24 protein-coding genes are annotated in these 25704 nt (G+C 72.6%); 14 read left to right on the forward strand and 10 right to left on the reverse strand.

The window, feature by feature from the left end:
- Positions 1 to 23: 23 nt before the first annotated feature.
- From ACZ4YY_RS08755 to ACZ4YY_RS08775, 5 genes are all read right to left on the reverse strand, one after another.
- Positions 24 to 1145, reverse strand: a complete 1122-nt coding sequence (locus ACZ4YY_RS08755) for an NAD(P)/FAD-dependent oxidoreductase (RefSeq protein WP_468285492.1) — start codon at positions 1143 to 1145, stop codon at positions 24 to 26.
- Positions 1146 to 1181: 36 nt separating this feature from the next.
- Positions 1182 to 2786 (reverse strand): class I tRNA ligase family protein, encoded by a 1605-nt coding sequence (locus tag ACZ4YY_RS08760; protein ID WP_468285495.1) that lies wholly within the window; start codon positions 2784 to 2786, stop codon positions 1182 to 1184.
- A gap of 5 nt (positions 2787 to 2791) precedes the next feature.
- A complete protein-coding gene (locus ACZ4YY_RS08765) occupies positions 2792 to 3160 on the reverse strand; it encodes a cupin domain-containing protein (RefSeq protein ID WP_468285497.1) in 369 nt (122 codons plus the stop codon).
- Positions 3161 to 3195: 35 nt separating this feature from the next.
- Positions 3196 to 4494, reverse strand: a complete 1299-nt coding sequence (locus ACZ4YY_RS08770) for a SidA/IucD/PvdA family monooxygenase (protein WP_468285500.1) — start codon at positions 4492 to 4494, stop codon at positions 3196 to 3198.
- A 117-nt stretch (positions 4495 to 4611) separates the two neighbouring features.
- Positions 4612 to 5892 (reverse strand): ATP-grasp domain-containing protein, encoded by a 1281-nt coding sequence (locus ACZ4YY_RS08775; RefSeq protein ID WP_468285503.1) that lies wholly within the window; start codon positions 5890 to 5892, stop codon positions 4612 to 4614.
- A 176-nt stretch (positions 5893 to 6068) separates the two neighbouring features.
- Between ACZ4YY_RS08775 and ACZ4YY_RS08780 the strand changes: the two genes are divergently transcribed.
- From ACZ4YY_RS08780 to ACZ4YY_RS08825, 10 genes are all read left to right on the forward strand, one after another.
- The gene (locus ACZ4YY_RS08780) at positions 6069 to 6401 is read left to right on the forward strand and encodes an avidin-fold protein (protein WP_468285506.1); all 333 of its coding nucleotides are present in this window, start codon (positions 6069 to 6071) and stop codon (positions 6399 to 6401) included.
- A gap of 1 nt (position 6402) precedes the next feature.
- Complete coding sequence (locus ACZ4YY_RS08785) at positions 6403 to 7782, forward strand: FAD-binding oxidoreductase (RefSeq protein WP_468285509.1); 1380 nt, start codon at positions 6403 to 6405, stop codon at positions 7780 to 7782.
- Positions 7783 to 7811: 29 nt separating this feature from the next.
- Entirely contained in the window at positions 7812 to 9110 is a 1299-nt protein-coding gene (locus ACZ4YY_RS08790; protein WP_468285512.1) for an MFS transporter, read from the forward strand.
- A gap of 201 nt (positions 9111 to 9311) precedes the next feature.
- Entirely contained in the window at positions 9312 to 10178 is an 867-nt protein-coding gene (ddaH, locus tag ACZ4YY_RS08795; RefSeq protein WP_468285515.1) for a dimethylargininase, read from the forward strand.
- A 34-nt stretch (positions 10179 to 10212) separates the two neighbouring features.
- Entirely contained in the window at positions 10213 to 10716 is a 504-nt protein-coding gene (locus ACZ4YY_RS08800; RefSeq protein WP_468285518.1) for a YbaK/EbsC family protein, read from the forward strand.
- Positions 10717 to 10890: 174 nt separating this feature from the next.
- On the forward strand, positions 10891 to 11067 hold the full coding sequence (locus ACZ4YY_RS08805; RefSeq protein ID WP_468285523.1) for a hypothetical protein: 177 nt from the start codon (positions 10891 to 10893) through the stop codon (positions 11065 to 11067).
- Positions 11068 to 11085: 18 nt separating this feature from the next.
- Positions 11086 to 11379: a Dabb family protein gene (locus tag ACZ4YY_RS08810; RefSeq protein WP_468285526.1), complete on the forward strand. Its 294-nt coding sequence runs from the start codon at positions 11086 to 11088 to the stop codon at positions 11377 to 11379.
- Between the two features lie 168 nt (positions 11380 to 11547).
- Positions 11548 to 12387, forward strand: a complete 840-nt coding sequence (locus tag ACZ4YY_RS08815; protein WP_468286547.1) for an RNA polymerase sigma factor SigF — start codon at positions 11548 to 11550, stop codon at positions 12385 to 12387.
- A gap of 306 nt (positions 12388 to 12693) precedes the next feature.
- On the forward strand, positions 12694 to 13605 hold the full coding sequence (locus ACZ4YY_RS08820; RefSeq protein WP_468285529.1) for an RNA polymerase sigma factor SigF: 912 nt from the start codon (positions 12694 to 12696) through the stop codon (positions 13603 to 13605).
- 395 nt (positions 13606 to 14000) lie between these two features.
- Entirely contained in the window at positions 14001 to 14447 is a 447-nt protein-coding gene (locus tag ACZ4YY_RS08825) for a hypothetical protein (protein WP_468285532.1), read from the forward strand.
- Between the two features lie 11 nt (positions 14448 to 14458).
- Here ACZ4YY_RS08825 and ACZ4YY_RS08830 read toward each other — a convergent pair whose 3' ends face one another.
- The gene (locus ACZ4YY_RS08830; RefSeq protein WP_468285535.1) at positions 14459 to 14656 is read right to left on the reverse strand and encodes a hypothetical protein; all 198 of its coding nucleotides are present in this window, start codon (positions 14654 to 14656) and stop codon (positions 14459 to 14461) included.
- 235 nt (positions 14657 to 14891) lie between these two features.
- Here ACZ4YY_RS08830 and ACZ4YY_RS08835 point away from each other — a divergent pair, with 235 nt between their 5' ends.
- The 4 genes from ACZ4YY_RS08835 (at position 14892) to ACZ4YY_RS08850 (ending at position 19388) form a co-directional block, all read left to right on the forward strand.
- Entirely contained in the window at positions 14892 to 15413 is a 522-nt protein-coding gene (locus ACZ4YY_RS08835; protein WP_468285538.1) for a MarR family winged helix-turn-helix transcriptional regulator, read from the forward strand.
- A gap of 82 nt (positions 15414 to 15495) precedes the next feature.
- Entirely contained in the window at positions 15496 to 17958 is a 2463-nt protein-coding gene (locus ACZ4YY_RS08840; protein ID WP_468286550.1) for an MFS transporter, read from the forward strand.
- 67 nt (positions 17959 to 18025) lie between these two features.
- Entirely contained in the window at positions 18026 to 18847 is an 822-nt protein-coding gene (locus tag ACZ4YY_RS08845; RefSeq protein ID WP_468285541.1) for a YceI family protein, read from the forward strand.
- A 70-nt stretch (positions 18848 to 18917) separates the two neighbouring features.
- Positions 18918 to 19388, forward strand: a complete 471-nt coding sequence (locus ACZ4YY_RS08850) for a PPOX class F420-dependent oxidoreductase (protein WP_468285544.1) — start codon at positions 18918 to 18920, stop codon at positions 19386 to 19388.
- 297 nt (positions 19389 to 19685) lie between these two features.
- Here ACZ4YY_RS08850 and ACZ4YY_RS08855 read toward each other — a convergent pair whose 3' ends face one another.
- From ACZ4YY_RS08855 to ACZ4YY_RS08870, 4 genes are read right to left on the reverse strand one after another with little or no spacing between them, the layout of a single operon-like run.
- Positions 19686 to 21809, reverse strand: coding sequence for an ArnT family glycosyltransferase (locus ACZ4YY_RS08855; protein WP_468285546.1), 2124 nt, complete (start codon positions 21807 to 21809; stop codon positions 19686 to 19688).
- Complete coding sequence (locus ACZ4YY_RS08860; protein ID WP_468285549.1) at positions 21806 to 23197, reverse strand: bifunctional glycosyltransferase family 2/GtrA family protein; 1392 nt, start codon at positions 23195 to 23197, stop codon at positions 21806 to 21808. The genes ACZ4YY_RS08855 and ACZ4YY_RS08860 overlap by 4 nt, the downstream gene beginning before the upstream one ends.
- 14 nt (positions 23198 to 23211) lie before the next feature.
- On the reverse strand, positions 23212 to 24876 hold the full coding sequence (locus ACZ4YY_RS08865; protein WP_468285552.1) for a sensor histidine kinase: 1665 nt from the start codon (positions 24874 to 24876) through the stop codon (positions 23212 to 23214).
- Positions 24873 to 25613 carry a response regulator transcription factor gene (locus ACZ4YY_RS08870; protein ID WP_468285555.1) on the reverse strand — a complete coding sequence of 247 codons (741 nt, stop codon included), beginning with the start codon at positions 25611 to 25613 and terminating at the stop codon, positions 24873 to 24875. The genes ACZ4YY_RS08865 and ACZ4YY_RS08870 overlap by 4 nt, the downstream gene beginning before the upstream one ends.
- Positions 25614 to 25704 lie beyond the last annotated feature (91 nt).

Here is a 25704-nt window from a genome sequence, read left to right on the forward strand (position 1 = left end):
TCCTTCCGCGAGTCGTTCGGGAGTCAGGGGGAGGCGTCGAGGGGGGCCGTGTCCAGCGCCGCCAGGCCCGTCGGGGCGTGGGCGCGGCCGAGGACGCGGTCGGCGAGGGCGCGGGCGATCAGCGGCGCGAACTTGAACGAGGAGCCGCCGCAGGCCGCGTAGGCGTGTCCCGACGCGCCGAGGGTGACCACGAGCGGCCCGCCGGTCTCGGCGTACGACAGGTAGTAGCAGTCCTTGCTGCCGAGCACCCAGGCCGGTGAGAAGCCCGGCAGCAGGTCGCCGAACTCGGCGGCGAGCTCCCGCTGGTGCGCCTCGGGCGTGATGTGGTCGGTGAGGTCGTCGACCTCGTGGCACAAGGCGGCGGAGGTCAGCTTGAGCGCGGTGCCGGCGACCGGCGGGATCAGCCAGGCGCCCCGCCGGGTGCCGAGCGCCGGGATCGCCGGGGTGGCCGCCCACGCCTCGGCCTGCGCCTTCGGCACCCGGCAGTACAGCAGCGACTGCCGGTGCAGCGTGAGCGTCTTCGCCACCCGCTCCGGCAGCAGCCCTCGCGCCCACGGGCCGACGGCGACCAGCACGCCGTCGGCGTCGAGGGTCCGTCCGTCGGCGAGGTGGACCCGCCCGCGCTCGCCGTCCACCGCGACCACCGGCCGGTGCTCGACCAGGTCGACGCCGGGCTGCCACTTCAGCCAGCCCGCGCAGGCGGCGAGGACGCGCTCGGCGAGCAGCACCCCGGCCTCGTCCTCCAGGACGCCGGCCAGGGCGCCGTCGAGGGAGAGGTGCGGGTAGCGCTCGGCGAGCGCGGGCGCCGTGAGGGTGCGGGCCCGGCCGCCGGCGCCGGTCAGGAGCAGGGCGCCGGCGTCCGCCGCGGCGGGCGGCAGCACGGTGAGGGCGCCGACCCGCTCGTAGAAGCGGGTGGCGAGCAGTTCCTCCAGGTCCAGCCAGCGCCGGTGGGCGTGCAGTGCGGCGCTGGTGGCGCGCGGGTCGGCCGGGTGCAGGGCGCGCAGGATGCGGTGCTGGTCGAAAGAGGTGGCCCGGCTGTACGGGATGGGCCCCTGGTCGACGACCGTGACCCGGTGTCCGCCGAGGGCGCACTCCACGGCGGTCAGCAGGGCGATCACGCCGCCGCCCACCACGGTGACGCGCATCGGGCACCTCCTTTCGCGGGTAGGGGTTGCGGGCGGTCAGCCCAGGGTCGGGACCGTGAACGGCCTGGTCGTGCGCTCCGTCGGCGCCACGGTGAACGTGCCGTCGAAGCCGCCCTCGGCACGGGCCCGATCGGCGAGGTCGATGAGGATCGGGGAGGCCGCCGCGAGCAGGGTGCGCAGCTCCGCGAAGAGGTCGCCGAGGGTGGCGGTCGCCCTCTCGCGGGTGGCCGCGGACAGCCCGTCGAGCAGGGCCTCGGCCCGGCCGAGGAGGCGATCGGTGTGCAGCGGGATCAGGTCGGCGGTGCGGCTGAGGCTGTAGCCGGTGAGCTGGTAGCCGGCCACGAACCGCTCGGCCACGGCCGCCCGGCGCGCGTTCGCCTCCGCGGAGACCGGCAGGTCCTGGCCCTCCACGCCGAGTTCGGCGACCGCCTTGCCGAGCAGGCCGGCCAGCCGGTTCCACGGCTCGACCAGCCGTTCGCCGGCGATCTTCTCCAGGGCGGCCCGGGAGAAGTTGGTGCGGGCGTGTTCGGGGGCGGTCAGAGCGAGGTGGAAGCGGACGAGGTCGCGGGGGACCTCGCGGACCAGGTCGCGCGTCCACACGACGTGGCCCTTGCTGGTGGAGAACTTCTCGTTCTCCAGCTCGTAGAACTCGTTGCAGACGATGGCGTCGGGGACGACGTAGCGGCCCTCGTGGGCGAGGAGCAGCGTCAGGTGGGTCAGTCCCCAGAAGTAGGCGTTGTCGAAGCCGAGGAAGTAGACCAGCCGGATGTCGTTCTCGGCGAGCCACAGCTCGTCGTCGCTCGCCGGCTGTTCGCCGTGGGCGCGCTGGGCGACGGCCGTGCAGTACATGGAGGCCGGCATGCCCTCCGCCCAGGCGTTGAGGACCTGGCCCGGGGTCTCGGGGAAGGGCGCGGGGATGCCCCAGCCGGTCGGGTAGGTGATGGGGAAGTCGGGCAGCGGGCGGGCCAGCAGTTCGCGCATCAACTGCACGATGTGCGGGCGCCAGGTGGACTGCTTGGCTTCGTGGAAGGCGGTGAGCTGCTCGCGGTACTCCTCCAGCGGCAGCACGAGGATCTCGGCCTCGCGGTGGGTGACCCGGGCGTCGGGGTCGACCGTGGAGCGCGGGTCGGTCAGCTCGGTGAAGTTGTTGGGGTGGCCGCAGCCCTCGCACAGCCCGCCCCGGCTGACCGCCAGGCACACCGGGCAGCCGCCGCTGACCAGGCCCTCCATCAGGAACTCGCCGGTGGCCTCGACGTACGGCAGCCGCACCGTGCGCAGTCTGAACCTGCCGGCCTCGTGCAGCCGGGTCAGGAAGTCCAGGACCATCGCGCGGTAGCCGTCGTCGAAGGGGGCGAAGCCGTCGACGGAGATGCCCATCAGGCCGAGCGTCTCGCGGATGTCGTGCCAGGACTTCTCGGCGAGCGCCTGCGGAGCGGTGCCGAGCTTGGCCGCGCTGGAGACGACGTACGTCTGGCTGTCGTCGGTGCCCGTCGTGTACAGCACGGGCTGTCCGGTGGCGCGCAGGTAGCGGGCGTGGACGTCGGCCGCCATGTAGGGGCCGGCGATGTGGCCGACGTGCAGGTCGCCGTTGGGGGTGGGGGGCGGGCCGATGATGACGGTGCGGCGCTGGTCTCGGCTCATGGGGCTCACGCCTCCTGGGTCGTGTGACGGGCGGTGAAGCGCTCGGCCATCTCGGCGTCCCACCAGACGCTGTACATCTCGAAGTCGGCGTCGGAGTCGTTGACGACCCGGTGCTCCTGGTGGGGCGGGAAGTGCACGATGTCGCCGGCGTTGAACGGCACGCGCTCGCCGCCGGACTCCAGGAAGGCCTCGCCGCGCAGGGCGATGAAGATCTCGTACTCGTGGTGGCCGTGCGCGGTGGACGCGGTGCCGGGGCGGATGACGCACCAGGAGCCCTCGAAGGGGGCGTTCAACTGGGGCCAGGGCAGGAGCCGTTGGGCGTCGAGGCCGTTCTCGTGGGTGAGGCCTGCGCGGTCCAGGTTCTTGATGAGCATGTGGGTCTCTCTGCTGGTGGGGAGCGGTCGCGAGGTCAGGCGGCGGCGAGGGCGGGCTCGCGGTCCCCCGCCGGGTGGTCGGCTCGGTGCTTGAGGAGGTCCTCGGTGATCTCCGCCGAGCGGGCGGCGAGGACGCTGAGCAGGGAGTCGGCGATGCCGTGGGTGGCCTCGTTGACGCCCTGGAGGTAGAGGGCACCGCTGGCCGGGCGGCCCAGCTCCAGCCGGTAGGCGCGGGTGACCTGGAGGTCGTCGAGGCCGAGGCCGTCGCCGAGGGCGCGCACCAGGCGGGGCATGCCGCGCGCGAAGCCGGTGCCGAGCAGCAGCACGTCGGTGCGCAGTTCGCGCACGGCGCCGGTGCGGCGGTCGGTGAGGGTCAGGACGAGGTCGTCGCCGTCGGTCGCGGCGCCGGTGACGTCGGTCATGGTGATCATGCCGAGGCGTCCGGTGCCGTCGCGCCGGTCCCGGTAGAACTGCCGGTACAGGCCGTCGAGGGTGGCCGGGGCCAGGCCGCCGTAGTTGGCGCGGTGCATCTCCGCGAGGAGCTGACGGCGGGCGTCGGGGGCGGCCTCGTAGAAGTCGTCGACGAACGAGGAGTAGAACAGTTCGTTCGTGAACTTGCTGCTCTCGTAGCCGTTCAGGCCGATCGAGCGCATGATCATCGTGGGGCGGCAGTCGGGCAGGTCGCGCAGGGCCGCGCCGAACAGCTCGGCCGCGCTCTGCGCGCCGCCGACGACGGCGATCCGCAGCGGACGGTCGGTGGGCAGGGCGGCGACGCGCTGCTGGTACTCGGTGGAGTGGATGACCCGCTCGGCGGGCAGCCCTTCGAACACGGCCGGCACGTGCGCGTCGCGCCCGGCGCCGATCACCAGGTAGCGGCAGCCGACGGTGTCGCCGTTCGCCAGCTCGACGGTCCAGCCGGTGATCTCGTCCTCGGCGCCGTGCACGGGGGCGACGGCGGTGACCCCGCGCCCGTACTCGACGCGCACCCCGGTCAGCGAGTCCGCCACCCACTGGAGGTACTCGGATATCTCACTGCGGTACGGCACCCAGCTGCCCAGGTTGACGAAGGCGTCCAGCCGACCGTGCGCCTGGAGGAAGCTGAGGAACGAGAACTCGCTGCGCGGATTGCGCATCGTGACCAGGTCCTTGAGGAAGGAGACCTGGCTCAGGGCGTCGGGCAGCAGCATCCCCCGCTGCCACACGACGTTCTCCTCGCGCTCGACGACGAGGGTGCGGCCCGCGAGCTCGGGGGCCAGCTCCTCGAGCGCGACCGCGAGGGCGAGGTTCGCCGGGCCGGCGCCGACGGCGAGCAGTTCGACGGTGCGGTGTGCCATGAAGTACTCCAGAGAAGGGGTCCGGTGATCCAGCCCGCCCGGCGTTCGGGGCCGAGGCCCGTGCGGGGCCGGAGCGGGGGTCTGGGGGCGGCAGCCCCCGGGGGACGGGGGCCGCCGTCAGGCCGGCGCCGGCACGGCCACCGTCAGCGGACGCCGGTCCAGCGCGACCGCCGCCGCCGCCACGTCCAGGCGGATTCCCGTCTCGACCGGGTCGGCGCCCGTGACGATGACGTACGAGTGGCGGGAGAGGTAGCCGTTGGGCGGCAGCCGCAGCTCGGTGCCGGGCCCGGCCATCGCCGCGGCCGCCAGCAGGCCCTCGGCCTCGGTGGGCGGGACGACGGAGACGACCTCGCAGTCCTCGGGCGGGTAGCCGAAGCGGATGCCGACCGTGCGGGCCTCGGTGTCGGTGAAGTCGGGCCGCTCGCCCAGTGCGGCGCGCACGGCGGCGCGGGCGGGGTCGATTCCGGTGGCGAGCTGCCCGAGGCGCGGGATGAGGTCGCCGCCGAGCCGGCCGTTGATCTCGACGATGACCGGGCCGCGCGCGGTGAGCTTCACCTCGGTGTGGGTGATGCCGTAGCCGTAGCCGATGGCGCGGTGCGCGGCGCGCAGCATCGCCAGCAGCTCGGGGTCGGTGCGCAGCGGGTCGTCGGCGGCGACGTGGTGGCCGATCTCCTCGAAGTACGGGAAGAGCCCGACCTGTTTGCGGGCCACGAACATCGGGAGGTACGCGCCGTCCACGACGGCCGCGTCGATGCTGATCTCGGGGCCTTCTAGGTACTCCTCGACCAGCGCGCCGCCCCGGTAGGACACCGCGCCGATCCGGCTGGCCTCGTCGGCGGTGCGGAAGGCGTCCACCACCTCGCCGGCGTCCGCGGCGAACACGACGCCGATGCTGGCGCCCATCCCGCGCGGCTTCACCACCACCGGGTAGCCGATCGACGCGGCCGCCGCGAGGGCTTCCTCGGCGGTGTCCACCCAGGCGTAGCGGGGCTGGTCGACGCCGGCCTCGGTGAGCAGCCGGCGGCTGCGGAACTTGTCCCGGCAGCCCTCCACGCCGTCGACGCCCGCACCGGGCAGCCCGAGCGCCTCGGCGACGTGCGCGGTGGTGACGATCAGCGTCTCGTCCCAGCTGAGGACTCCGCGCACGGTGACGCGATCCGCCAGTTCCTTCGCCGCCGCGAGCACGGCCGCCCGGTCGGTGACGTCCACGACGGTGTGTCCGGTGAGGTGGGGGGTCTGCCAGTCGGGCTCCTCGCCCGTGAACAGCCAGACCGGGTGGGTGGCCGCCGCGCCGGCCAGCAGGTATTCGCGGTACGTGCGCAGCCCGCACCCGATGAGCAGGACGACGCCGTCCTGGGCGCCCGTCCCGTCCGTGTTCACGGCGCTTGTCTCGTCCACGCGCTGATCGCCTCCTGAAGCCGAGTGACGATCCGATTCCACGGGGTGCGGGCATTGCCCGGAAGCCATGTCCGGGAAGGCCAATCAACGCCCGTCCGGGGCCCGCCGGCGTCCGGTTGATTGGCCGTTGGCCGCACCCCTTCCGGGCAACCCCGCCCGCCGGTTGCATGGCGGACGTGATCAATTACGACGGCAAGCGATTCCGGAAGGTCCTCAAGGACCCGGCCGACGACGCCCCCACCGCGCGGTACCGGCAGTCGGGCGACCTGGTCTGGGCCGAGTTCGCCGGCGGTGACGTGCGCCGCGGCTCCCTCGCGGGCACCCGCGACGCGGACGGCGTGATCAGCTTCTCCTACAGCATGGTCCTCGACGACGGGCGGGTGATCTCCGGCCACAGCGTCAACACCCCCGAGGTGCTCCAGGACGGCCGGATCCGGCTGCACGAGCGCTGGGAGCGCTACGGCGCCCATGCCGACAGCGGTGTCTCCTTCATCGAGGAGGTGCGCTGACATGGCGGACTTCTCCCGGCTGGCGGGCGAGGTGGAGGGCCGGGTCTTCCTGCCGGGCAGCGCCGGTTTCCGCGTCGGATCCAGGCTGTTCAACACCCGCTACCGCGACCGCGCCCCGGCCGCCGTCGTCACCGCGGCCCACACCGCCGACGTACGGCGGGCCCTGGTGTGGGCGCGTGAGGAGGGCGTCCCGGTCGTCGCCCGCAACGGCGGCCACAGTTTCGCCGGGTACTCCGTCAACGAGGGCCTGGTCATCGACCTGAGCCGGCTCACGGAGACCCGCGCGGACGGCTCGACCGGTCTGGTCGTCGCCGGCGGCGGCGCCAAGATCAGCCATGTCTACGACGCGGTGCAGCCGTACGAGATGGTCTTCTCCACCGGCACCAGCCCGACGGTGGGCGTGGCGGGGCTCGCGCTGGGCGGCGGCGCCGCGTTCGCCGCCCGCCGCTACGGGCTGACCGCGGACGCCCTGGTGGAGACCACGGTGGTCCTCGCCGACGGCTCCCTCGCGGTGGCCAACGAGCGGGAGAACCCCGACCTGTTCTGGGCCTGCAAGGGCGGCGGCGGGGGCAACTTCGGCATCAACGTCTCGCTGACCTTCCAGGCGCAGCCCGTCCCGGACGTCACGACGTTCCACCTGACCTGGAAGTGGGCGGACGCCGCCGCCGTCCTGGAGGCCGGCCAGCGCATGGTCCAGCAGGCGCCGGACGACTTCGCGGCCCGGCTCGGGGTGTGGACGCACGGCACCGGACTCGGCGCGGTCCGCGACCACCTCGAAGTCACCCTCCAGGGACAGTTCTTCGGACCGGCGAGCGCCTGTCTGGAGATCCTCGACCCGGTGCTGCGCGCGGCCGCCCCCGTCTCGAAGGACGTCATCGAGCGGACGTTCTGGGAGGCCAACAAGTACATGGTCCACGCGACCACGGGCGACCGGTTCGCGCTGCGCTCCAACTACGTCCGCGAGCCGCTGGCCGTCGAGGGCGTCGAGACCCTGCTGTCCTGGATCGAGCGCTGGCCCGGCAGCCACAACGCCGACGGCGGCGGGGCGGGACTGTTCTCCTGGGGCGGCGCCATCAACCGCGTGGCCTCCGACGCCACCGCCTTCGTCCACCGCGACACCCTGTTCCTGGTCTCCCTGGACACCTCCTGGACGGACGACGACGGCCCCGACCGCGTCGCCGCCCACCTCGACTGGCTGAACGGCCTGCACGCCGACCTGGCCCCGCACGTCACCGGCTCCGCCTACCAGAACTTCGTCGACCCGGAGCTGACGAACTGGCGCGAGGCCTACTACGGCGCCAACTACGAGCGCCTGGTCCAGGTGAAGGAGAAGTACGACCCGGACGGGGTCTTCTCCTTCGACCAGGCGATCGGTTCCTGAACCCGCCGGATCCCCCCAAGGAGTCTGTGATGTCCAAGCCCAGGAAGGGCCCCCGGAAGGACCCGGCCGCGCCCGGTGTCCTCGACGCCCTGCGGGCCACCCCCCGCCCGGTCCGCTACCTCCTCGGCGGCGTGCTGCTGAACCAGCTCGGCGCCTTCGTCCAGACCTTCCTGGTGCTGTACCTGACGCACCGCGGTTACGGCGTCGACAAGGCGGGCTTCCTGCTCGGTGCCTACGGCGTCGGCGCGGTCGCCGGAACCGTGCTGGGCGGCGAGCTGACGTCCCGTCTGGGCAGCCGCAACACCATCGTCACGGCGATGGGCGGCTCCGCGGTCCTGGTCTTCGTCATCCCGTGGCTGGCCGAGCCCGGCGCCTATCCGGTGCTGCTCTGCCTGGTCGTCCTGCTCGGTCTGATGACCCAGTCCTACCGCCCGGCGGCCTCCGCGCTGCTGAGCGAGCTGATGCCGGACGAGCACCGGGTCATGGGCTTCTCGATGCTGCGGATCGCCATGAACACCGGCGCCGCGGCCGGCCCGCTGCTCGCCGCCGGCCTCATCCAGATCGACTGGAACCTGCTGTTCTGGTTCGACGGCGTGACCGCCCTGACGTACGCGCTGCTGGCGGCCACCCTGCTGCCCAGGCCGGCGGCCGGGAAGAAGGACGCCCCCGCGGCGAAGGAGGACCAGCGCTCGGCGTACGGCGTGATGGTCCGCGACCACCGCTTCCTCTTCTACCTGACGTCGATGCTGTTCAGCGCGCTGGTCTACGCCCAGTTCTTCGCGGTGCTGCCGGTCGACCTGGAGGACGCCGGCCACTCCACGGCCCTCTACAGCGTCGTCCTGACCCTGTCCTCGGCGCTGCTGATCAGTCTGGAGCTGGCGGTGACCGCCCGGGTGAGCCGCTGGCGGGCCAGTACGGCCGCGACGGTGGGCACCTTCGTGTACTGCCTGGGCATCGCCGGCTTCGGCCTGCCGGGCAGTGTGCCCGCGCTGATCCTGCTGACCACCGCCGTCAGCGTGGGCGGGCTGATGGTCAGCGGTCCGACGCTGTGGGCACACCCGGCCAAGGCCGAGGAGAAGGTCCGCGGCCGCTACATCGCCGCCTCCCAGGCCGTGTTCGGTCTCGGCTCGGCGGTCGGCCCGGCCCTCGGCATGCTCGTGTGGACCCGCTGGGGGGACGGCGTGTGGGTCGCCTGCGCGGTCCTCGGCGTCCTGGCGGCCGCCCTCGCCCACGCCGGCCTGCGGGCCTCCGACGAGCCGGCCGAACCGCAGGACCCGCCCGCCGGGCCGGACGTCCGCGACGACGAAGAAGCCACCGTCTCCACCTGACGGACACCTGCCCGCACACCACTACCTCCGCCCGACGGGCCCCCCGCCCGACACCCTCCCGCGGACCACCGACCAACCGCCCGACGCCCTCCCGCACACCACCGGCCCGACCGACACCCACCGCACGACCCGGCCCGTCCGCCCACCCCCGCGCGGGCCGGTCACCCCTCACCACCCATGAGAACCGCCGAAGGAGCACCCGTGCCCGTCACCGACACCATCGTCCCCACCGGTTCGACCTACCGGGCCGAGCGGCCCGTCCGGAAGGCCACCTCCCGCCGGCTGCTGATGTGCCGGCCGCGGCACTACGACGTCACGTACTCGATCAACCCCTGGATGAACCCCGGGCGCAGCACCGACAACACCCTCGCGCTGCGCCAGTGGGAGCGGCTCAAGGACCTGTACGTCGAACTCGGGCACAGCGTCGAGGAGATCAAGCCGGTCGAGGACCTGCCCGACATGGTGTTCGCCGCCAACGGCGCCACCGTCGTCGACGGCAAGGTCTACGGCGCCCGCTTCCGGCACGCCGAGCGCACCGCCGAAGGGCCCGCCTACCTGCGCTGGTTCCAGGAGCACGGCTACCGGGACGTGCTGTGGCCGGAGCACATCAACGAGGGCGAGGGCGACTTCCTCACCGTCGGCCGGCAGATCCTGGCCGGCACCGGTTTCCGCACCGACATCCGCGCGCACGCCGAGGCGCAGGAGTTCTTCGGGGTGCCGGTGACCTCGCTGACGCTGGTCAACCCCCGCCACTACCACCTCGACACCGCTCTCGCCGTGCTGTCCGACGACGAGATCATGTACTACCCCGAGGCGTTCACCCCGGGCAGCCGGGCCGTGCTGCGGGCCCTGTACCCGGACGCCGTGATCGCCTCCGCCGAGGACGCGGCCGTCTTCGGTCTGAACGCCTTCTCCGACGGACGTCACGTCCTGCTGCCGACCGCCGCCACCGGCCTGCACGCCCAGTTGCGCGCCCGCGGCTTCGAACCCGTCGGCGTCGAGCTCACCGAACTGCTCAAGGCGGGCGGCAGCGTCAAGTGCTGCACGTTGGAGCTGCGCGACCGCTGAGCGACTCCCTCTCCCAGGTCCAGAAAGGATCCCCATGTCCCCCGCGCCCGCGACCGTGGACAGCCGTACCCGACTGCTCGACCTGCTCGTCAGAGGCGGTGCCCACTACCGCCTCCTGAGCCACGCGCCGCAGGGTCGCACCGACCTCGCCAGCGCGCTGCGCGGACACCGCCTGGAGCAGGCCGCCAAGAGCCTGGTGATCCGGGTGGCCCTCAGCCGCAAGCGGCGGCGCTACGTGATCGCGGTGGTCCCCGGCGACCGCCGTGTGGACCTCGCCGCGCTGACCGCCCTGTACGCGGGGGAGGAGGCGTCGTTCGCGGTGCGCGGGGTCGCGGAGCAGCTCACCGGGTGCGTGAGCGGCTCGATCATGCCGCTGAGCTTCGACCCGGACCTGGAGGTGGTCGCGGACCCGGACCTCTTCGCGCACGAGGAGATCTTCTTCAACACCGGGCGTCTTGACGAGTCGGTGGCCCTGCGCACCGACTCCTACCGCGCGTTGGTGGCTCCCCGAGTGGCGCGGATCGCGGCGCCCGCCTAGGGGGTCTTGCACGGTGAGCGCCTGATCAGGCCGCGCGGCCCAGGCGGGCACAGTGCAAGGACCTATAAGACGTGCCGTGCGACGCCCCACGCGCCTACGGTGTGACAATCCGACCGGCGGTTACACTCGCCGCCGTCAGCAGGGGCCCCTAGGGGCAGTCACAGGGAGGCCGCGGTGGCGGTGAACGCCAAGAAGATCGCCGTCTACGTACTCGTGGTCTTCGTGCTCTACGTGATCATCACGGACCCGGCCAAGGCCGCGGACTACGTCCAGATAGGCTTCGAGGGCATATCGGACGCCGCCAAGGCCGTCGGCGACTTCTTCACCTGGATCGCCGACGGAGCGAAGTAGCCCGCACGGGGAGTGCCCATGATCCGCCACCTGGTCCTGTTCAAGCTCGCCGAGGGCGTCGGACGCGACGACCCCCGGGTCGTCGCGGGCGAGGCGGCCTTCCGGGCCCTCGGGGACCAGATCGAGGAGCTGCGCTTCTGGGAGCTGGGCTGGAACGTGAGCGAGCGTCCCATCGCCTACGACTTCGCGATCAACTCGGCGGTCGAGGACGCGGACGCCCTGAAGCGCTACCTCGAGCACCCCGCCCACCAGGCGGGCGTCGCCCTGTGGCGTGAGTTCGCCACCTGGGTGGTCGCCGACTACGAGTTCTGAGCGGCACCTCGTCGACACCGTGGAGCCCCCCGCCGGAAAAGGCGGGGGGCTCCACGGTGTTTCAGGCCTCAACTTGTCCCTCAACACGGCGTTATCGGGTGCTTGCACACAGTGCACATGTCTTGTGATGCTATGACCGCTTTTGACGGATGATTGACCGATGAAGAGGTGGCGTTGACCGTGTCGGCCAGTACTGCGCCGCCCCAGGAGGAGGCGTCCGAGCCCGCCCCCGTTCCCGAGAAGCGGCGCGGCGCCGACACCCGGGCGCTCACCCAGGTGCTCTTCGGCCAGCTCAAGGAACTCCAGCCGGGCACCCCGGAGCACAACCGCGTACGGGGGGCGCTCATCGAGGCGAACCTGCCGCTCGTGCGCTACGCGGCCGCCCGCTTCCGCTCCCGCAACGAGCCGATGGAGGACGTCGTCCAGGTCGGCACCATCGGTCTCATCAACGCCATCGACCGCTTCGACCCGGACCGGGGCGTGCAGTTCCCGACGTTCGCGATGCCGACGGTCGTCGGCGAGATCAAGCGGTACTTTCGCGACAACGTCCGCACGGTCCACGTCCCGCGCCGGCTGCACGAGCTGTGGGTGCAGGTCAACAGCGCGACCGAGGACCTCACCACCTGCTTCGGCCGCACCCCGACCACCGCCGAGATCGCCGAGCGGCTGCGCATCGGTGAGGACGAGGTGCTGTCCTGCATCGAGGCCGGCCGCTCCTACCACGCCACCTCCCTGGAGGCCGCCCAGGAGGGCGACGGCCTGCCCGGCCTGCTGGACCGGCTCGGCTACGAGGACCCGGCGCTGGACGGCGTGGAACACCGCGACCTCGTCCGCCACCTCCTGGTCCAACTCCCCGAGCGCGAACAGCGGATCCTGCTGCTGCGCTACTACAGCAACCTCACCCAGTCCCAGATCAGCGCGGAACTCGGCGTCTCCCAGATGCACGTCTCCCGGCTCCTGGCCCGCAGCTTCCAGCGCCTGCGCTCGGCGAACCGCATCGACGCGTAGCCGGACGACAGCCCGTCAGGAGGGGCGCGACCGCATCCCGAATACGGGTGCGAGTGATCACCGTCACGAGCGAATCGCCCAGCGCGGCTGATCCCGACAGATTTGCGCTGAAGAACCGTCACACCCCCTCTTTCCAGGGCCGATTCATCACTCAGATGTCGACATGTCACTACAGCGTGTTGCCGACATGTGACATTCTGCGGGAAGCGCGTTTGCCGGGCCTTCGGCTCCGGTATTCAGGTGAAGGCTGACCTTCCTCTCCGGGAAGCGTCCGCCGCGACCGTCCCGCGACCCAAAGGGGGTGGCATGTCCGCAGAACAGGGCAGCTCGAAGGTGCTCACGCTCATGAAGAGCGAGTCCGCGCCCGCCGAGCCCGTCACGCCCGTCGAGCCCGATCTGCTCGACGACGTCACGGCCCTCGAGGCCGCGCCCGCCCCGGCCCTCCCGGTCACGGGGGCCATCGACACCCGCACCCTGTCCCGCTCCCTGTTCCTGCGCCTGGCCGCCCTCGGCCAGGACAGCCCCGAGCGCGCCTACGTCCGGGACACACTGATCGAGCTCAACCTCCCGCTCGTGCGCTACGCGGCCGCCCGCTTCCGCTCGCGCAACGAGCCGATGGAGGACATCGTCCAGGTCGGCACGATCGGCCTGATCAAGGCGATCGACCGCTTCGACTGCGAACGCGGTGTGGAGTTCCCGACCTTCGCGATGCCGACGGTCGTGGGCGAGATCAAGCGCTTCTTCCGCGACACCTCGTGGTCGGTGCGGGTGCCGCGCCGGCTCCAGGAGCTGCGGCTGGCCCTGACGAAGGCCAGCGACGAGCTCTCCCAGAAGCTGGACCGCTCACCGACGGTCGCCGAACTGGCCGCGGTGCTGGGCGTGTCCGAGGAGGACGTGGTCGACGGCCTCGCGGTCGGCAACGCCTACACGGCCTCCTCCCTCGACTCCCCGGCCCCCGAGGACGACGGCGGCGAGGGCTCCCTGGCCGACCGCCTCGGTTACGAGGACACGGCGCTGGAGGGTGTGGAGTACCGCGAGTCGCTGAAGCCGCTGCTGGCCAAGCTGCCGCCGCGCGAGCGGCGCATCATCATGCTGCGCTTCTTCGCCAACATGACCCAGTCGCAGATCGGCGAGGAGGTCGGCATCTCCCAGATGCACGTCTCCCGGCTGCTGACCCGCACCCTGGCCCAGCTCCGCGACGGCCTGATCTCCGACTAGCCCCCTTGCGGACGAGAGACCCCCGGGGCTTCCGGGGGGTTCCTTACTGACGACCCGTCAGCCACACTGGCGCGATGCGCCCACCGACAGGGAGACAGGGCCGCCGAGGTGCCGTGCTGGGCGCGTCGGCGGCCGTCCTCGCGGCGGCGGGCGGACTGCTGGTCGTGGGTACGGGCGGTCAGGACGAGGGCCGGGTGCCCCTGGGCTCGGCACCGGACCCGCCGCTCACGGCAGTGTCCCCCACGGCGGACGTACGACTGGTCCCGCTGGACGGGGAGCCCTCCTCCCCCGCGGCCGGGAACGCACGCCCTCGGCCGCCTCGGAGCCCGGCACCCCCGCGACCGCCGGCTGCACCGGCGGACGCCACCGCCCCGGCCCCCGGCAGCCCGTCCCCGATGCCCGACAGCCCCGATCCGGCCCCCGGGGGCCCGTCGCCGGACGGCCCCGACCCGACGCCGGGCAGCGGCCCTCCCGGCTCCTCCGACCCGCGACCGGGTCGACCGCTCCCGACGCCTTCGACGACCGCGCCCGCCGCCCCGGCCGTCCTGAACGCGAGCGAGCCCGAACGCGCCCCCACCGACCGCCGCTGGTGCGAGCAGGTGACGCTCACCCTGCACAACGTGGGCGGGACGGCGGTGCGTTCGGGCACCGTGACACTCGGCACGCACATCATCGACGGCATCGGCATCGACTGGAAGACGGTCGAGACGACACGGCGGCTCCCCGCGCCGATCGCCCCGGGCGCCCGCGAGCGGGGCACCTGGACGGTATGCGTGGACGCCTGGCGCGTCCCGCCGGGCATGCGCGTGGAGACGCGGGACGTGACGTTGCGCTGGGAGTGAGGACGCTCCGGTTACTTCAGCGCCAGCCAGGCGACCGCCGCCACGATCGCCACCGCCGCGACGATGCCCACGATCAGGCCGATACGGGGGCCGGCGGGCGCGGCGGCCTGACGGGACGCCGGCGGGGCGCCCTCGTCGACGAACGCCCGGAACATCTGGGTGCTGCCGGCGGGGTCGTGGTTGCCCTGGGGGCCCTGGGTGTTAGCCATGCCCCGAGACCCTAGCGAAACCGGCCGGGCGTCCCCAAGCGGGGGTCGCCACGGGGCCCTTCCCCGCACCACCGGCCCCGCCCGCCCACCAGCCCGCCAGCCACCAGCCCCACCAGTGTGTTTACTGGCGCAATACTTGCCTTTGCCAACTTTTTGCGGCCCGGCAGGCCCTTTTATTTGCCTGTAGCAACCAAGCGCTTCTATGGTTGCCCTAAGCAACAAAACGGGGGGTGTGATGGCCGGGCAGGCGCAGTACGAGGAGCTGGCGCGTCAGCTCAGCGCCGTCGGGGCCGTGAAGCGGGACCTCGGGCGGATCCTGCCCGCCGACTGCTCGGCGGGTTCCGCGGCCGTGCTGACGCTGCTCGGGCGCCAGGGCGACCTGCGGATGAGCGCCCTGTCCGAGCTGCTCGCCGTCGACATGTCGGTGACCAGCCGGCACGCCGCGCACCTCGCCGAGCGGGGCTGGATCGAACGCTCCCCCGACCCGGCGGACAAACGCTCCCGCATCCTGCGCCTCACCCCCGCCGGCGAGGCCATGCTCCTGGAGCTGTCCCGCCGCTCCACGGCACTGCTGGCCGAGCGCCTGAGCGACTGGACGGAGGAGGAGGTCGCTCAGCTCATCCGGCTGATGACCCGGCTGCGCGCCTGCTTCGGCGACAGCCGCTCGTCCCCGCACCGGCCCCCGCCGCCGGCCCCGCCCCCACCTGCCGTTCCCCCAGGTGAACAGACCACCCGTACACCCGCACGAACGACGTAAGCAAAGGAAGTCCATGGCAACGACCACACCAGCCGGTGTGCGGGCGCACGCGAAGCACGGCGGAGGGTCCGCCGACGCTCCGATGACGCACCGGCAGATCATGGAGGCCCTCTCCGGCCTCCTGCTCGGCATGTTCGTGGCGATCCTGTCGTCCACGATCGTCTCCAACGCCCTCCCGGAGATCATCGGCGACCTCGGCGGCGGCCAGTCCGCCTACACCTGGGTCGTCACCGCCACCCTGCTGTCGATGACGGCCGCCACCCCCCTGTGGGGCAAGCTCGCCGACCTGTACAGCAAGAAGGCGCTCGTCCAGCTGGCGCTCGTCATCTACGTGCTCGGCTCCGCGGCCGCCGGCCTGTCGCAGAACGCGGGCATGCTGATCGCCTGCCGTGTCGTGCAGGGCATCGGCGTCGGCGGTCTGTCCGCCCTCGCGCAGATCGTGATGGCCGCGATGATCTCCCCGCGCGAGCGCGGACGGTACTCCGGCTACCTGGGGGCGACGTTCGCGGTCGCGACCGTCGGCGGTCCGCTGCTCGGCGGTGTCATCACCGACACCAGCTGGCTCGGCTGGCGCTGGTGCTTCTACGTCGGCGTCCCCTTCGCCGTCATCGCGCTGATCGTGTTGCAGAAGACCCTGCACCTGCCGGTCGTGAAGCGGGACGTGAAGGTCGACTGGGCCGGCGCGTTCTTCATCTCGGCGGCGGTCTCGCTGCTGCTGGTCTGGGTCACTTTCGCCGGTGACAAGTACGACTGGCTGTCCTGGCAGACGTACGCGATGGTCGCCGGTTCGATCGCGCTCGCACTGGTCTTCGTGCTCGTCGAGTCGAAGGCGAGCGAGCCGATCATCCCGCTGCGGCTGTTCCGCAACCGCACCATCACGCTGTCGTCGATCGCCTCGCTGTTCGTGGGCGTCGCGATGTTCTCCGGCACCGTCTTCTTCGCCCAGTACTTCCAGCTGGCCCGCGACAAGTCCCCGACGATGTCCGGTGTCATGACGATTCCCATGATCGGCGGCCTGTTCATCTCCTCCACCGTTTCCGGGCAGCTCATCACCCGCACCGGGAAGTGGAAGGCCTGGCTGGTCAGCGGCGGTCTGCTCACCACGGCGGGCCTCGGTCTGCTGGGCACCGTCCGCTACGACACCGACTACTGGAAGACGGCCGTCTTCATGGCCCTCCTCGGTCTCGGCGTCGGCATGATGATGCAGAACCTGGTGCTGTCCACGCAGAACCAGGTGGAGGCGAGCGACCTCGGCTCGGCCAGCTCCACGGTCACCTTCTTCCGCTCCCTCGGCGGTGCGATGGGCGTCTCCGCGCTGGGCGCCGTCATGGCCGACCGCATCACCGGCTACGCCGAGGACGGCATCGCCGACCTCGGCCCCCGCTACGCGTCCCTCGCCTCCGGTTCGAGCTCCACCGGCGAGATCCCGGACATGGACAAGCTGCCCGCGCCGCTGCGCACGGTCATGGAGAGCGCGTACGGCCACGGCATCGCCGACGTCTTCCTGATCGCGTCGGTCCTGGCCCTGCTCGCCTTCCTCATCACGCTGTTCATCAAGGAGGTCCCGCTGCGGACCACGGGCGCGCTGGCGCAGGAGGCCGCGGCGACCGCGGAGGCCCCGGCGCAGGCCGCTGCTCCGGCCGCCGCCGAGCGGACGCCGGAGCAGCGGACGCGGGACTCCGTCCCGAGCCGGGCCGTCACCGGCCCGGAGGCCGACGGCACGGCGACCGCGACGCAGCGGCTCGCGGCCGTCGCCACCCTCGACGCCCCGCAGCCGTCCTCCGGCGGCGTCCCGGTCCACGGCTTCGTCCGCGGCGCCGAGAACGCGCCCGTCCCGCGGGCCGCCGTCACCCTGATCTCCCTCGCGGGACGCCAGCTCGGCCGGTCGGTCGCGCAGGCCGACGGCTCCTACGCGCTGGACGCGCCGGGAACCGGCTCGTACGTCCTGATCGCCTCCGCCGACGGCTTCCAGCCGCAGGCGTCCACGATCGTGGTGGGCGGCGAACCGGTCGCCTACGACATCCTGCTCAGCGGGACCAGCGGGCTCGGCGGCGTCGTGCGGGCGGCGGGGTCGGGGCAGCCCGTCAAGGGCGCGATGGTGATCGTCACCGATGTACGGGGCGATCTGCTGGCCACCGGCACCACCGGTGAGCAGGGCGAGTTCTCCTTCACCGAACTGGTGCCGGGTGCCGTGACCGTCGCGGTGAACGCCGCCGGGTTCCGGCCGCGCGCCCTGCCCGTCGAGGTCGGCGTGACCGGCGTGACCCGCGCGGAGGTCGCCCTCGACGCGGGCTCCCAGGTCCAGGGCGTCGTCCGGGCGCCGCACGGCCCGCTGGCCGACGCGCGCGTCACCCTCGTGGACGCGGCGGGCAACGTGGTCGCCACGGCCACGACCGGCGCGGACGGCGCGTACGCCTTCACCGACCTCGACGGCGGCGACTACACGGTCATCGCGACGGGCTACCCGCCGGTGGCGACCGCGCTGACCGTGACCGGCACCGGCGTCGACGGCCACGACATCGAACTCGCCCACCCGGGCGAGTAGGACGGCGCCGGGCGGGCGGCGGGGCCCCACCCCGCCGCCCGCCCGCTCTTGTGAGGAGTTACCCGAGATGGCACTGACCGCGAGGATCCGCACCCGGGACGGATGGGCCGTGTCGCACGCGGTCGTCACGGTGACCGACATGACGGGCACCCAGGTGCTGCGCGCCGAGGCCGACCCGGAGGGCGTCGTCCGCGACGCGACGGCGCTCGCGCCGGGGGCGTACACGGTCATCGTCACGGCCGTCGGGTACGCGCCGGCCGCCTCCAGCGCGCTCGTCACAGCGAGCGGTCGCGCCGAGGTCGGCACGGTGACCCTGGCCCGGCAGGGCGGCACCGAACTGCCGCCGCCCGGCCCGTGGACCGTCGACCCGGCCCACTCCACGGTCGGCGCGGTCGCCCAGCACCTGGGCATCTCCAGCGTGCGCGGCCGGTTCACGGAGTTCTCCGCGAGCGTCGAGATCGCCCCGGACGACGTCACCGCCTCCCGGGTGGAGGCGGTGATCCGCGCCGCCTCCATCGACACCGGCAACGGCATGCGCGACACCCACCTGCGCTCGGCGGACTTCCTGGACGTCGAGACGTACCCCGAGATCACCTACCGGTCGACCGGTCTGACGGCCGTGGGCCCCGACCGCTGGACGGTCCACGGCGAACTGGACCTGCGCGGCGTCGTCCGCCCCGTCGACCTCGACCTCGCCCACCTCGGCACCGGCGGCGACCCGTGGGGCGGCACCCGCGCCGCCTTCCGCGCGACGGCCGAACTCGACCGCGAGGACTTCGCCATGAACTACAACCAGGTCGTCCAGGCGGGCATCGCCGCCATCGGGACGACGCTGAGGGTGGAGCTGGACGTCCAGGCGGTCCGGGGCGGGTCGCTGCCGCAGACGTAGGACCGACAGGGCCGGTCCCCGGCCGCCGCGATCCCTGCGGAGCCCGTCGGACAAGGCCTAGGCTGCCGGCATGGCACCGAACATCGCGACCAACACCTCCGTCGGCCTCGACGAGCTGCTGGACTTCGTCCGCCCCCGTCACCGCGCGATCCTGCTGACCCGGCGGGCCGACGGCAGCCCCCAGGGCTCGCCGCTGACCTGCGGAGTCGACGACGCGGGCCGGATCGTGGTGTCCACCTACCCGGAGCGGGCCAAGACCCGCAACGCCCAGCGGGACGAGCGGGTCAGCGTGATCGTCCTGAGCGACGACTGGAACGGACCGTGGGTGCAGATCGACGGCACCGCCGAGGTGATCGACGCGCCGGACTCGGTCGAGCCGCTGGTGGAGTACTACCGCACCATCGCGGGTGAGCACCCGGACTGGGACGAGTACCGCGAGGCGATGGTCAGGCAGGGCAAGTCGATCATCCGGATCACCCCGCGGCGGTGGGGACCGGTGGCCACGGGCGGCTTCCCCGCCCGTCTCGCGCCCGGCAACTGAGGACCTGTCGGCCGGATCGGGGCGCAGGGCGGCGACGGTGGGTGCGCGGTTCCCGCGGCGGGCCGGTCAGCCCCGTCCCGGACTGGGGGTCAGTGCTCGACACGCTGGGCCCGCCCAGGGACGCTCCCGGGGGCGGGCGGGTCAGGGCGCGGATCTTCAGGCCGCACGGTGTGCACCGTGGAACTGTCGTACGGCGTACGGGAGGGGCGGTCGGCCGTCGGACATGGGGGCGTGCGGAAGGCGGTGACCCTCGGGGCCACCGCCTTCCGTGTGCTCGCAGAACCGCCGGCCGGATCCTCAGCCGCTCGCCTTGCGCGTCAGGTCGTAGAAGGTCGACGAGCCGACCGTGACCTGCTGGAAGTTCGCCTCGACCCAGGAGGTGATCTGCGAGGAGGTTCCGTTCGCGCCGCCACCCGCGCCACCGCCGGTGCCGCCGGAGACGAAGTAGTGGATCCTTCCGTCCGCCACGTACTTCTGGAACTGCGCCAACGTGGGGGACGGGTCGGTGCCGTTGAAGCCGCCGACCGCCATCACCGGCTCACCGGTGGAGAGCTGGTAGCTCGCCGCGTTCTGGGCTCCGACGGCCGCCGCGACCCAGGTGTACTGGTCGGCATCCGCCTCCAGCAGCTTCTGGGCCTCGTCGGAGACGTCGGCGCCGTTCAGCAGGCCGCCGACGCCACCGCCGCCGCCCATGCCGCCGTCACCGGTCCGCCCGCCGGGGCCGACCTGCTGGTTCTGCTGACCCTGTTGGTTCTGCCGGCCCGGCACACCGCCGCCGAAGCCCCCGGTCGGGGGCCGGCCCTGGCGTCCCTGCTGGTTCTGGCCGCCGCCGGGGAAGCCGCCACCGCCGCCCGGACCGCCGCGGCCGCCCGAGACCGCCGGACCGGCGGTGACGATCGACCCGGTGTGGCCCTCGCTCAGCGTGGTGAGGGTGTACGCCGCCGGACCGGCCAGTGCGGTCGCCAGGCCCACCCCCACGACGGCCAGGGCCGACAGACGTCCGAGCCGGCCGGAGAAGACCAGTCCGAGTGCGGCGCCCAGACCGCCCACCAGCACGAACCACTTCAGCCACGGCAGGTGGTCGGAGGAGCGGTCGAGGAGGACGTACCCCCAGGCCGCCGTGGCCGTCGTCGCGCCCGCCAGGGTCGGCGACGCCCACACCCGGTCGCGCCGCTCCCACAGCAGCGCCGTGCCCATGCCGATCAGCGGCGCGATGTACGGGGCGAGGGCCACGGTGTAGTACTCGTGGAAGATGCCCCGCATGTAGCTGAACACCACCATGGTGGTCACCAGCGCGCCGCCCCACACCAGGAACGAACCGCGGGTCAGGGACGTCCGCCCGGCCCGGCGCGTGGCGACCAGGCCCGCGACGAGCAGGATCAGCGCGGCCGGGATCAGCCAGGAGACCTGGCCGCCGATGCTCGAACCGAAGAGCCGGTCCCAGCCCGTCTCGCCCCAGTTGCCGCCACCGCCACCGCCCCCTCCGCCGACGCTGCCGGTCTCCTCGCCGTTCAGCCGGCCGAGGCCGTTGTAGCCGAAGGTCAGCTCCAGGAAGCTGTTGTTCTGCGAGCCGCCGATGTAAGGGCGGGAGGACGCGGGCCACAGCTCGACGATCGCTACCCACCAGCCGCCGGAGACGACCAGGGCCACGGTCGCCAGGGCCAGCTGCCCGAAACGCTTCTTCAGGCTCACCGGCGCGCACACCGCGTACACGATCGCCAGCGGCGGAAGGATCAGGAAGGCCTGGAGGGTCTTGGCGAGGAACGCGAATCCGATCGCGACGCCCGCCCACACCAGCCACTTCGTCCGCCCGTCCTCCAGGGCGCGGACGACGAGGTGGCAGGCGACCGCCATCAGCAGTGCCAGCATCGCGTCCGGGTTGTTGAACCGGAACATCAGGGCCGCGACCGGGGTGAGCGCGAGCACCGCGCCCGCGATCAGGCCGGCGGCCGGGCCGAACCGGCGGCGCGCGGTCGCGTGGACCACGGCCACGGTGCCGACGGCCATCAGCACCTCGGGGACGAGCATCGCCCACGAGCTCAGGCCGAAGATCCTGACCGACAGGGCCATCGGCCACAGGGAGGCCGGCGGCTTGTCGACGGTGATGGCGTTGGCCGCGTCCAGCGAGCCGAAGAAGAACGCCTTCCACGACCGGCTGCCCGCCTGGACGGCCGCGGAGTAGAAGGAGTTGGCGTAGCCGGAGGCGCTGAGGTCGTACAGGTAGAGCAGGAAGGTCGCGGCCAGCAGGCCGAGGAAGGCCGGGCGCGCCCAGCGGGGGTCCTCGGGCCGGCCGCGCAGGAGTCTGCGGACGAACGGCTGCCGGGGCTCACCCGACGCGGGGGCGGGGCCGGACGGCTGCCGGGGCGCGATCGCCGGGGCGGGGACCGGGGGCGCCGTCGTGGGGTCGGGGTGGGTGGTCATCGGGCGTCCCCCGGCTCGGTGTCGTGGGGGCGCACCGGCTGCAGCCGCATGGTGGTGTCCCTCCGGGTGCCGTCCGCGGCCCCACCGGCACCGAACGGGGTCGGTCCGCCCGGGACACCCGGCGGGGTCGTCGGGGAGGCGTCCGGCTCCCGGCGGTCCGCGAACACCCAGACGCGGAAGAGCAGGAAGCGCAGCACGGTCGCCGCGAGGTTCGCCACGATGAGCACGGCCAGCTCGGTGGAGTGCGCGGGGTTGGAGGTCGCCGCGTTCAGGGCGACGAGGGAGCCGCTGGTCAGCGTGAGGCCGATCCCGAAGACGACCAGCCCCTGGGCCTGGTGCCGGACGGCGTCGCCGCGTCCGCGCACCCCGAAGGTGAGGCGCCGGTTGGCGGCGGTGTTGGCGATCGCCGAGACCAGCAGGGCGAGCGCGTTGGCCGCCTGCGAGCCGGAGAACTGCCGGAAGCCGCTGTACAGCAGCAGGTAGAACAAGGTGGACAGACCACCGACCACACAGAAGCCGACGAGCTGACGGGCCAGGCCCTTGGGTACGTCCATGATCTCGCGGTCGCGGGGGTCGTCGCCGAACGGCCTGGTCAGCCGGTCCAGTGGAAGCGAACCGGTGCCCAGCGCCTTCCCTACGCGCCACACCCCCTTCAGGTCCTCGGTCGCCGTCCTCACGATGTGCACCGTGGAGTCCGGGTCGTCGACCCAGTCGACCGGCACCTCGTGGATACGGAGTCCGGCTCGTTCGGCGAGCACCAGCATCTCAGTGTCGAAGAACCAGCCGGTGTCTTCCACCAGGGGGAGCAGAACTTGTGCGACATCACGTCGGATCGCCTTGAAGCCGCACTGGGCGTCGGAGAAGCGGGCCTGGAGCGAGCCGCGCAGGATCAGGTTGTAGGAGCGGGAGACGAACTCCCGCTTGGCACCGCGCACCACACGGGAGCTGCGGGCCAGGCGAGAGCCGATCGCCAGGTCGGAGTGACCGGAGATCAGCGGTGCCACCAGCGGCAGCAGCGCGTTGAGGTCGGTGGACAGGTCCACGTCCATGTAGGCGAGGATCGGGGCCTCCGAGGCCGACCAGACGGTCCGCAGCGCCCGGCCGCGGCCCTTCTGCTCCAGCCGGCGGGACGTCACCTCCGGGATCCGCGTCTCCAGCAGCCGCGACACGTCGGGGGTGGTGTCCGTCGAGGCGTTGTCCGCGATCGTGATGCGGAACGGGTACGGGAACGTCCGGCTGAGGTGGTCGTGGAGTCTGACGACGCACTGCCGGAGGTCCTTCTCCTCGTTGTAGACGGGGATCACTACGTCCAGGACAGGCGTACCGGCTGCGGCGGCCGGGAGGTGCTCCCGCGCCGGCAGGGTGCCGGGAGAAGAGTCGGTTCGCATGTCGGTGACTCTCGTCAAGCGCCCTGTCGCACCCATGTGCCGGCCCTGTGCTCGTCCTGTGAGTCCCGTTGCCGGTCCGTTCCGGGCACGGGACGCGGCGCGGCGGGGGCGAGCGCGGGCAGGTGCACGGTGAACACGGTCTGTCCGGGCACGCTGTCGACGGTCACCGCACCGCCGTGCGCGGTCGCCACGGCCTGCACGATGGCGAGGCCGAGGCCGGTCGAGCCGGTGGAGCGGGAGCGTGCGGAGTCGCCGCGGGCGAACCGTTCGAAGACGTGCGGGAGCAGTTCGGGCGGGATGCCCTGGCCGTCGTCCCGGACGTCCACGCACATCCACGGACCGCGCCGCTGCACGCGTGCGGTGACGGTCGTCCCCGCCGGGGTGTGCGTGCGGGCGTTGGCGAGGAGGTTGACGAGGACCTGTTGCAGCCGGGCCGCGTCCGCGGACACGAGCGCCGGTTCGTCGGGCAGCTCCAGCCGCCACACGTGGTCCGGTCCGGCCGCACGGGCGTCGCTGATCGTGTCCACGACCAGCGGGACGAGGTCGGTCTGCTCGAACTGCAACGGCCGGCCGGCGTCCAGCCGGGCGAGCAGCAGCAGGTCCTCGACGAGCAGGGTCATCCGGCCCGCCTCGGACTCGATCCGGCCGAGCGCGTGCCGGGTGTCGGGCCCCACCTGTTCGCGTCCGCGCCGGGTCAGCTCGGCGTACCCGCGGATGGAGGCGAGGGGCGTGCGCAGCTCGTGGCTGGCGTCGGCGACGAACTGCCGTACCCGCGTCTCGCTCCGCTGGCGGGAGTGCAGGGCGCTGTGGACATGGTCCAGCATCCGGTTGAGCGCGGCGCCGACCTGGCCGACCTCGGTGTGCGGGTCGGTCTCGGACTCCGGGACGCGCTCGCTGAGGTTGACCTCGCCGGTGTGCAGGGGCAGTTCGGAGACCCGGGTGGCGGTGGCGGCGACCTTGCGCAGCGGGCGGGTGGCGACGCCGACGAGGACGTACCCGGCGATGGCGGCGGCGACCAGCCCGGCGGCGGTGACGCTCACCTCGACGAGGATGAGGGTGGTGACGGTGCCGTCGGTGTCCTCGGTGGGGACGGCGACGTAGTAGGAGCCGCTGCTCCCGGTCACGTACACGGCGCGGTAGTCACCGAGGCCGGGGATCTCGACGCTGTGCGGATCGCCGTCCCGGCTGACGTCGTCGAGGGCGGTGCGCTGGGGTTCGGTGAGGGACGTGGCCACCATGCCGCTGATGTCGGTGCTGGCGGGGTCCTTCCTGCCGTACCTGGCGTCCGTGACGGCGCCGTTGTCGACCTTCGCGATCAGCGTGCCCTGCGGCTGGGGGCCGTGCGTGACGAACTCGCCGAGGTCCACGGTGCCCGAGCCGCCGGCGCTCCCGGTCGAGCCCTGCCGGGGCTGGTCGTCCTCGATCATGCCGGGCGGCATCCCGGCCGCGCGTGTGGAGACGTCCTTCAGCTTGCCGTCGAGCTGCTGGTAGAGGTGGGAGCGCAGCGCGAGCGTGGTCACCGTGCCGATCACCGCGCAGACGACGGCGATCAGCACCACGGACGCGACGACGAGCCGGGTCCGCAGGGTGCGCGGCCTTCCCTCCACCGCTCCGGGCTTCGCTCGGGCCGGGGGACCCCCGTGTCGCTTCTGCGGACGCGGCCGTCGCCGCCCGCTCATGTGACGGCCGGCTTGATCAGGTAGCCGGCCCCCCGCCGGGTGTGGATCATCGGCTCACGCCCCGCGTCGATCTTGCGTCGCAGGTACGAGATGTACAGCTCGACCACGTTGGCCTGGCCGCCGAAGTCGTAGGACCAGACCCGGTCGAGGATCTGGGCCTTGCTGAGCACGCGCCGCGGGTTGCGCATCAGGAAGCGCAGCAGCTCGAACTCGGTGGCGGTGAGGTGGATGTTCTCGCCGGCGCGGGAGACCTCGTGGCTGTCCTCGTCCAGGGTGAGGTCGCCCACGACCAGCACGGAGTCGGAGCGGCGGTCGGCGGCACCGGAGCGCCGGATGAGCCCGCGCAGCCGGGCGACGACCTCCTCCAGGGAGAACGGCTTGGTGACGTAGTCGTCGCCGCCTGCGGTCAGGCCGGCGATCCGGTCCTCGACGGCGTCCTTGGCCGTGAGGAACAGCACCGGCACCTCCGGCAGTTCGCGCCGCAGCCGTCCCAGGACGGCCAGCCCGTCCATGTCGGGCAGCATCATGTCCAGGACGACGGCGTCGGGCCGGAACTCGCGCGCGGTCTGGACGGCGCCCGTGCCGTCCCCCGCGCTGCGGATCTGCCATCCCTCGTAGCGCAGGGCCATGGACAGCAGTTCGGTGATCGACAGTTCGTCGTCCACCACAAGCACTCGGACGGGGCTCCCGTCCGGCCGCAGCAGTTCGGTGCGCCCCTGGGGCGAGGTCGTGGTCATGGAGGACACCTTGTCGGCGGCCTCTGAGAGCACGCTTTTCGCCGTCTGTGATTTCCCTGAGAAACACAGGGAAATCACAGGGAGCGCCCCG

The organism is Streptomyces sp. NPDC030143, from assembly GCF_055573695.1.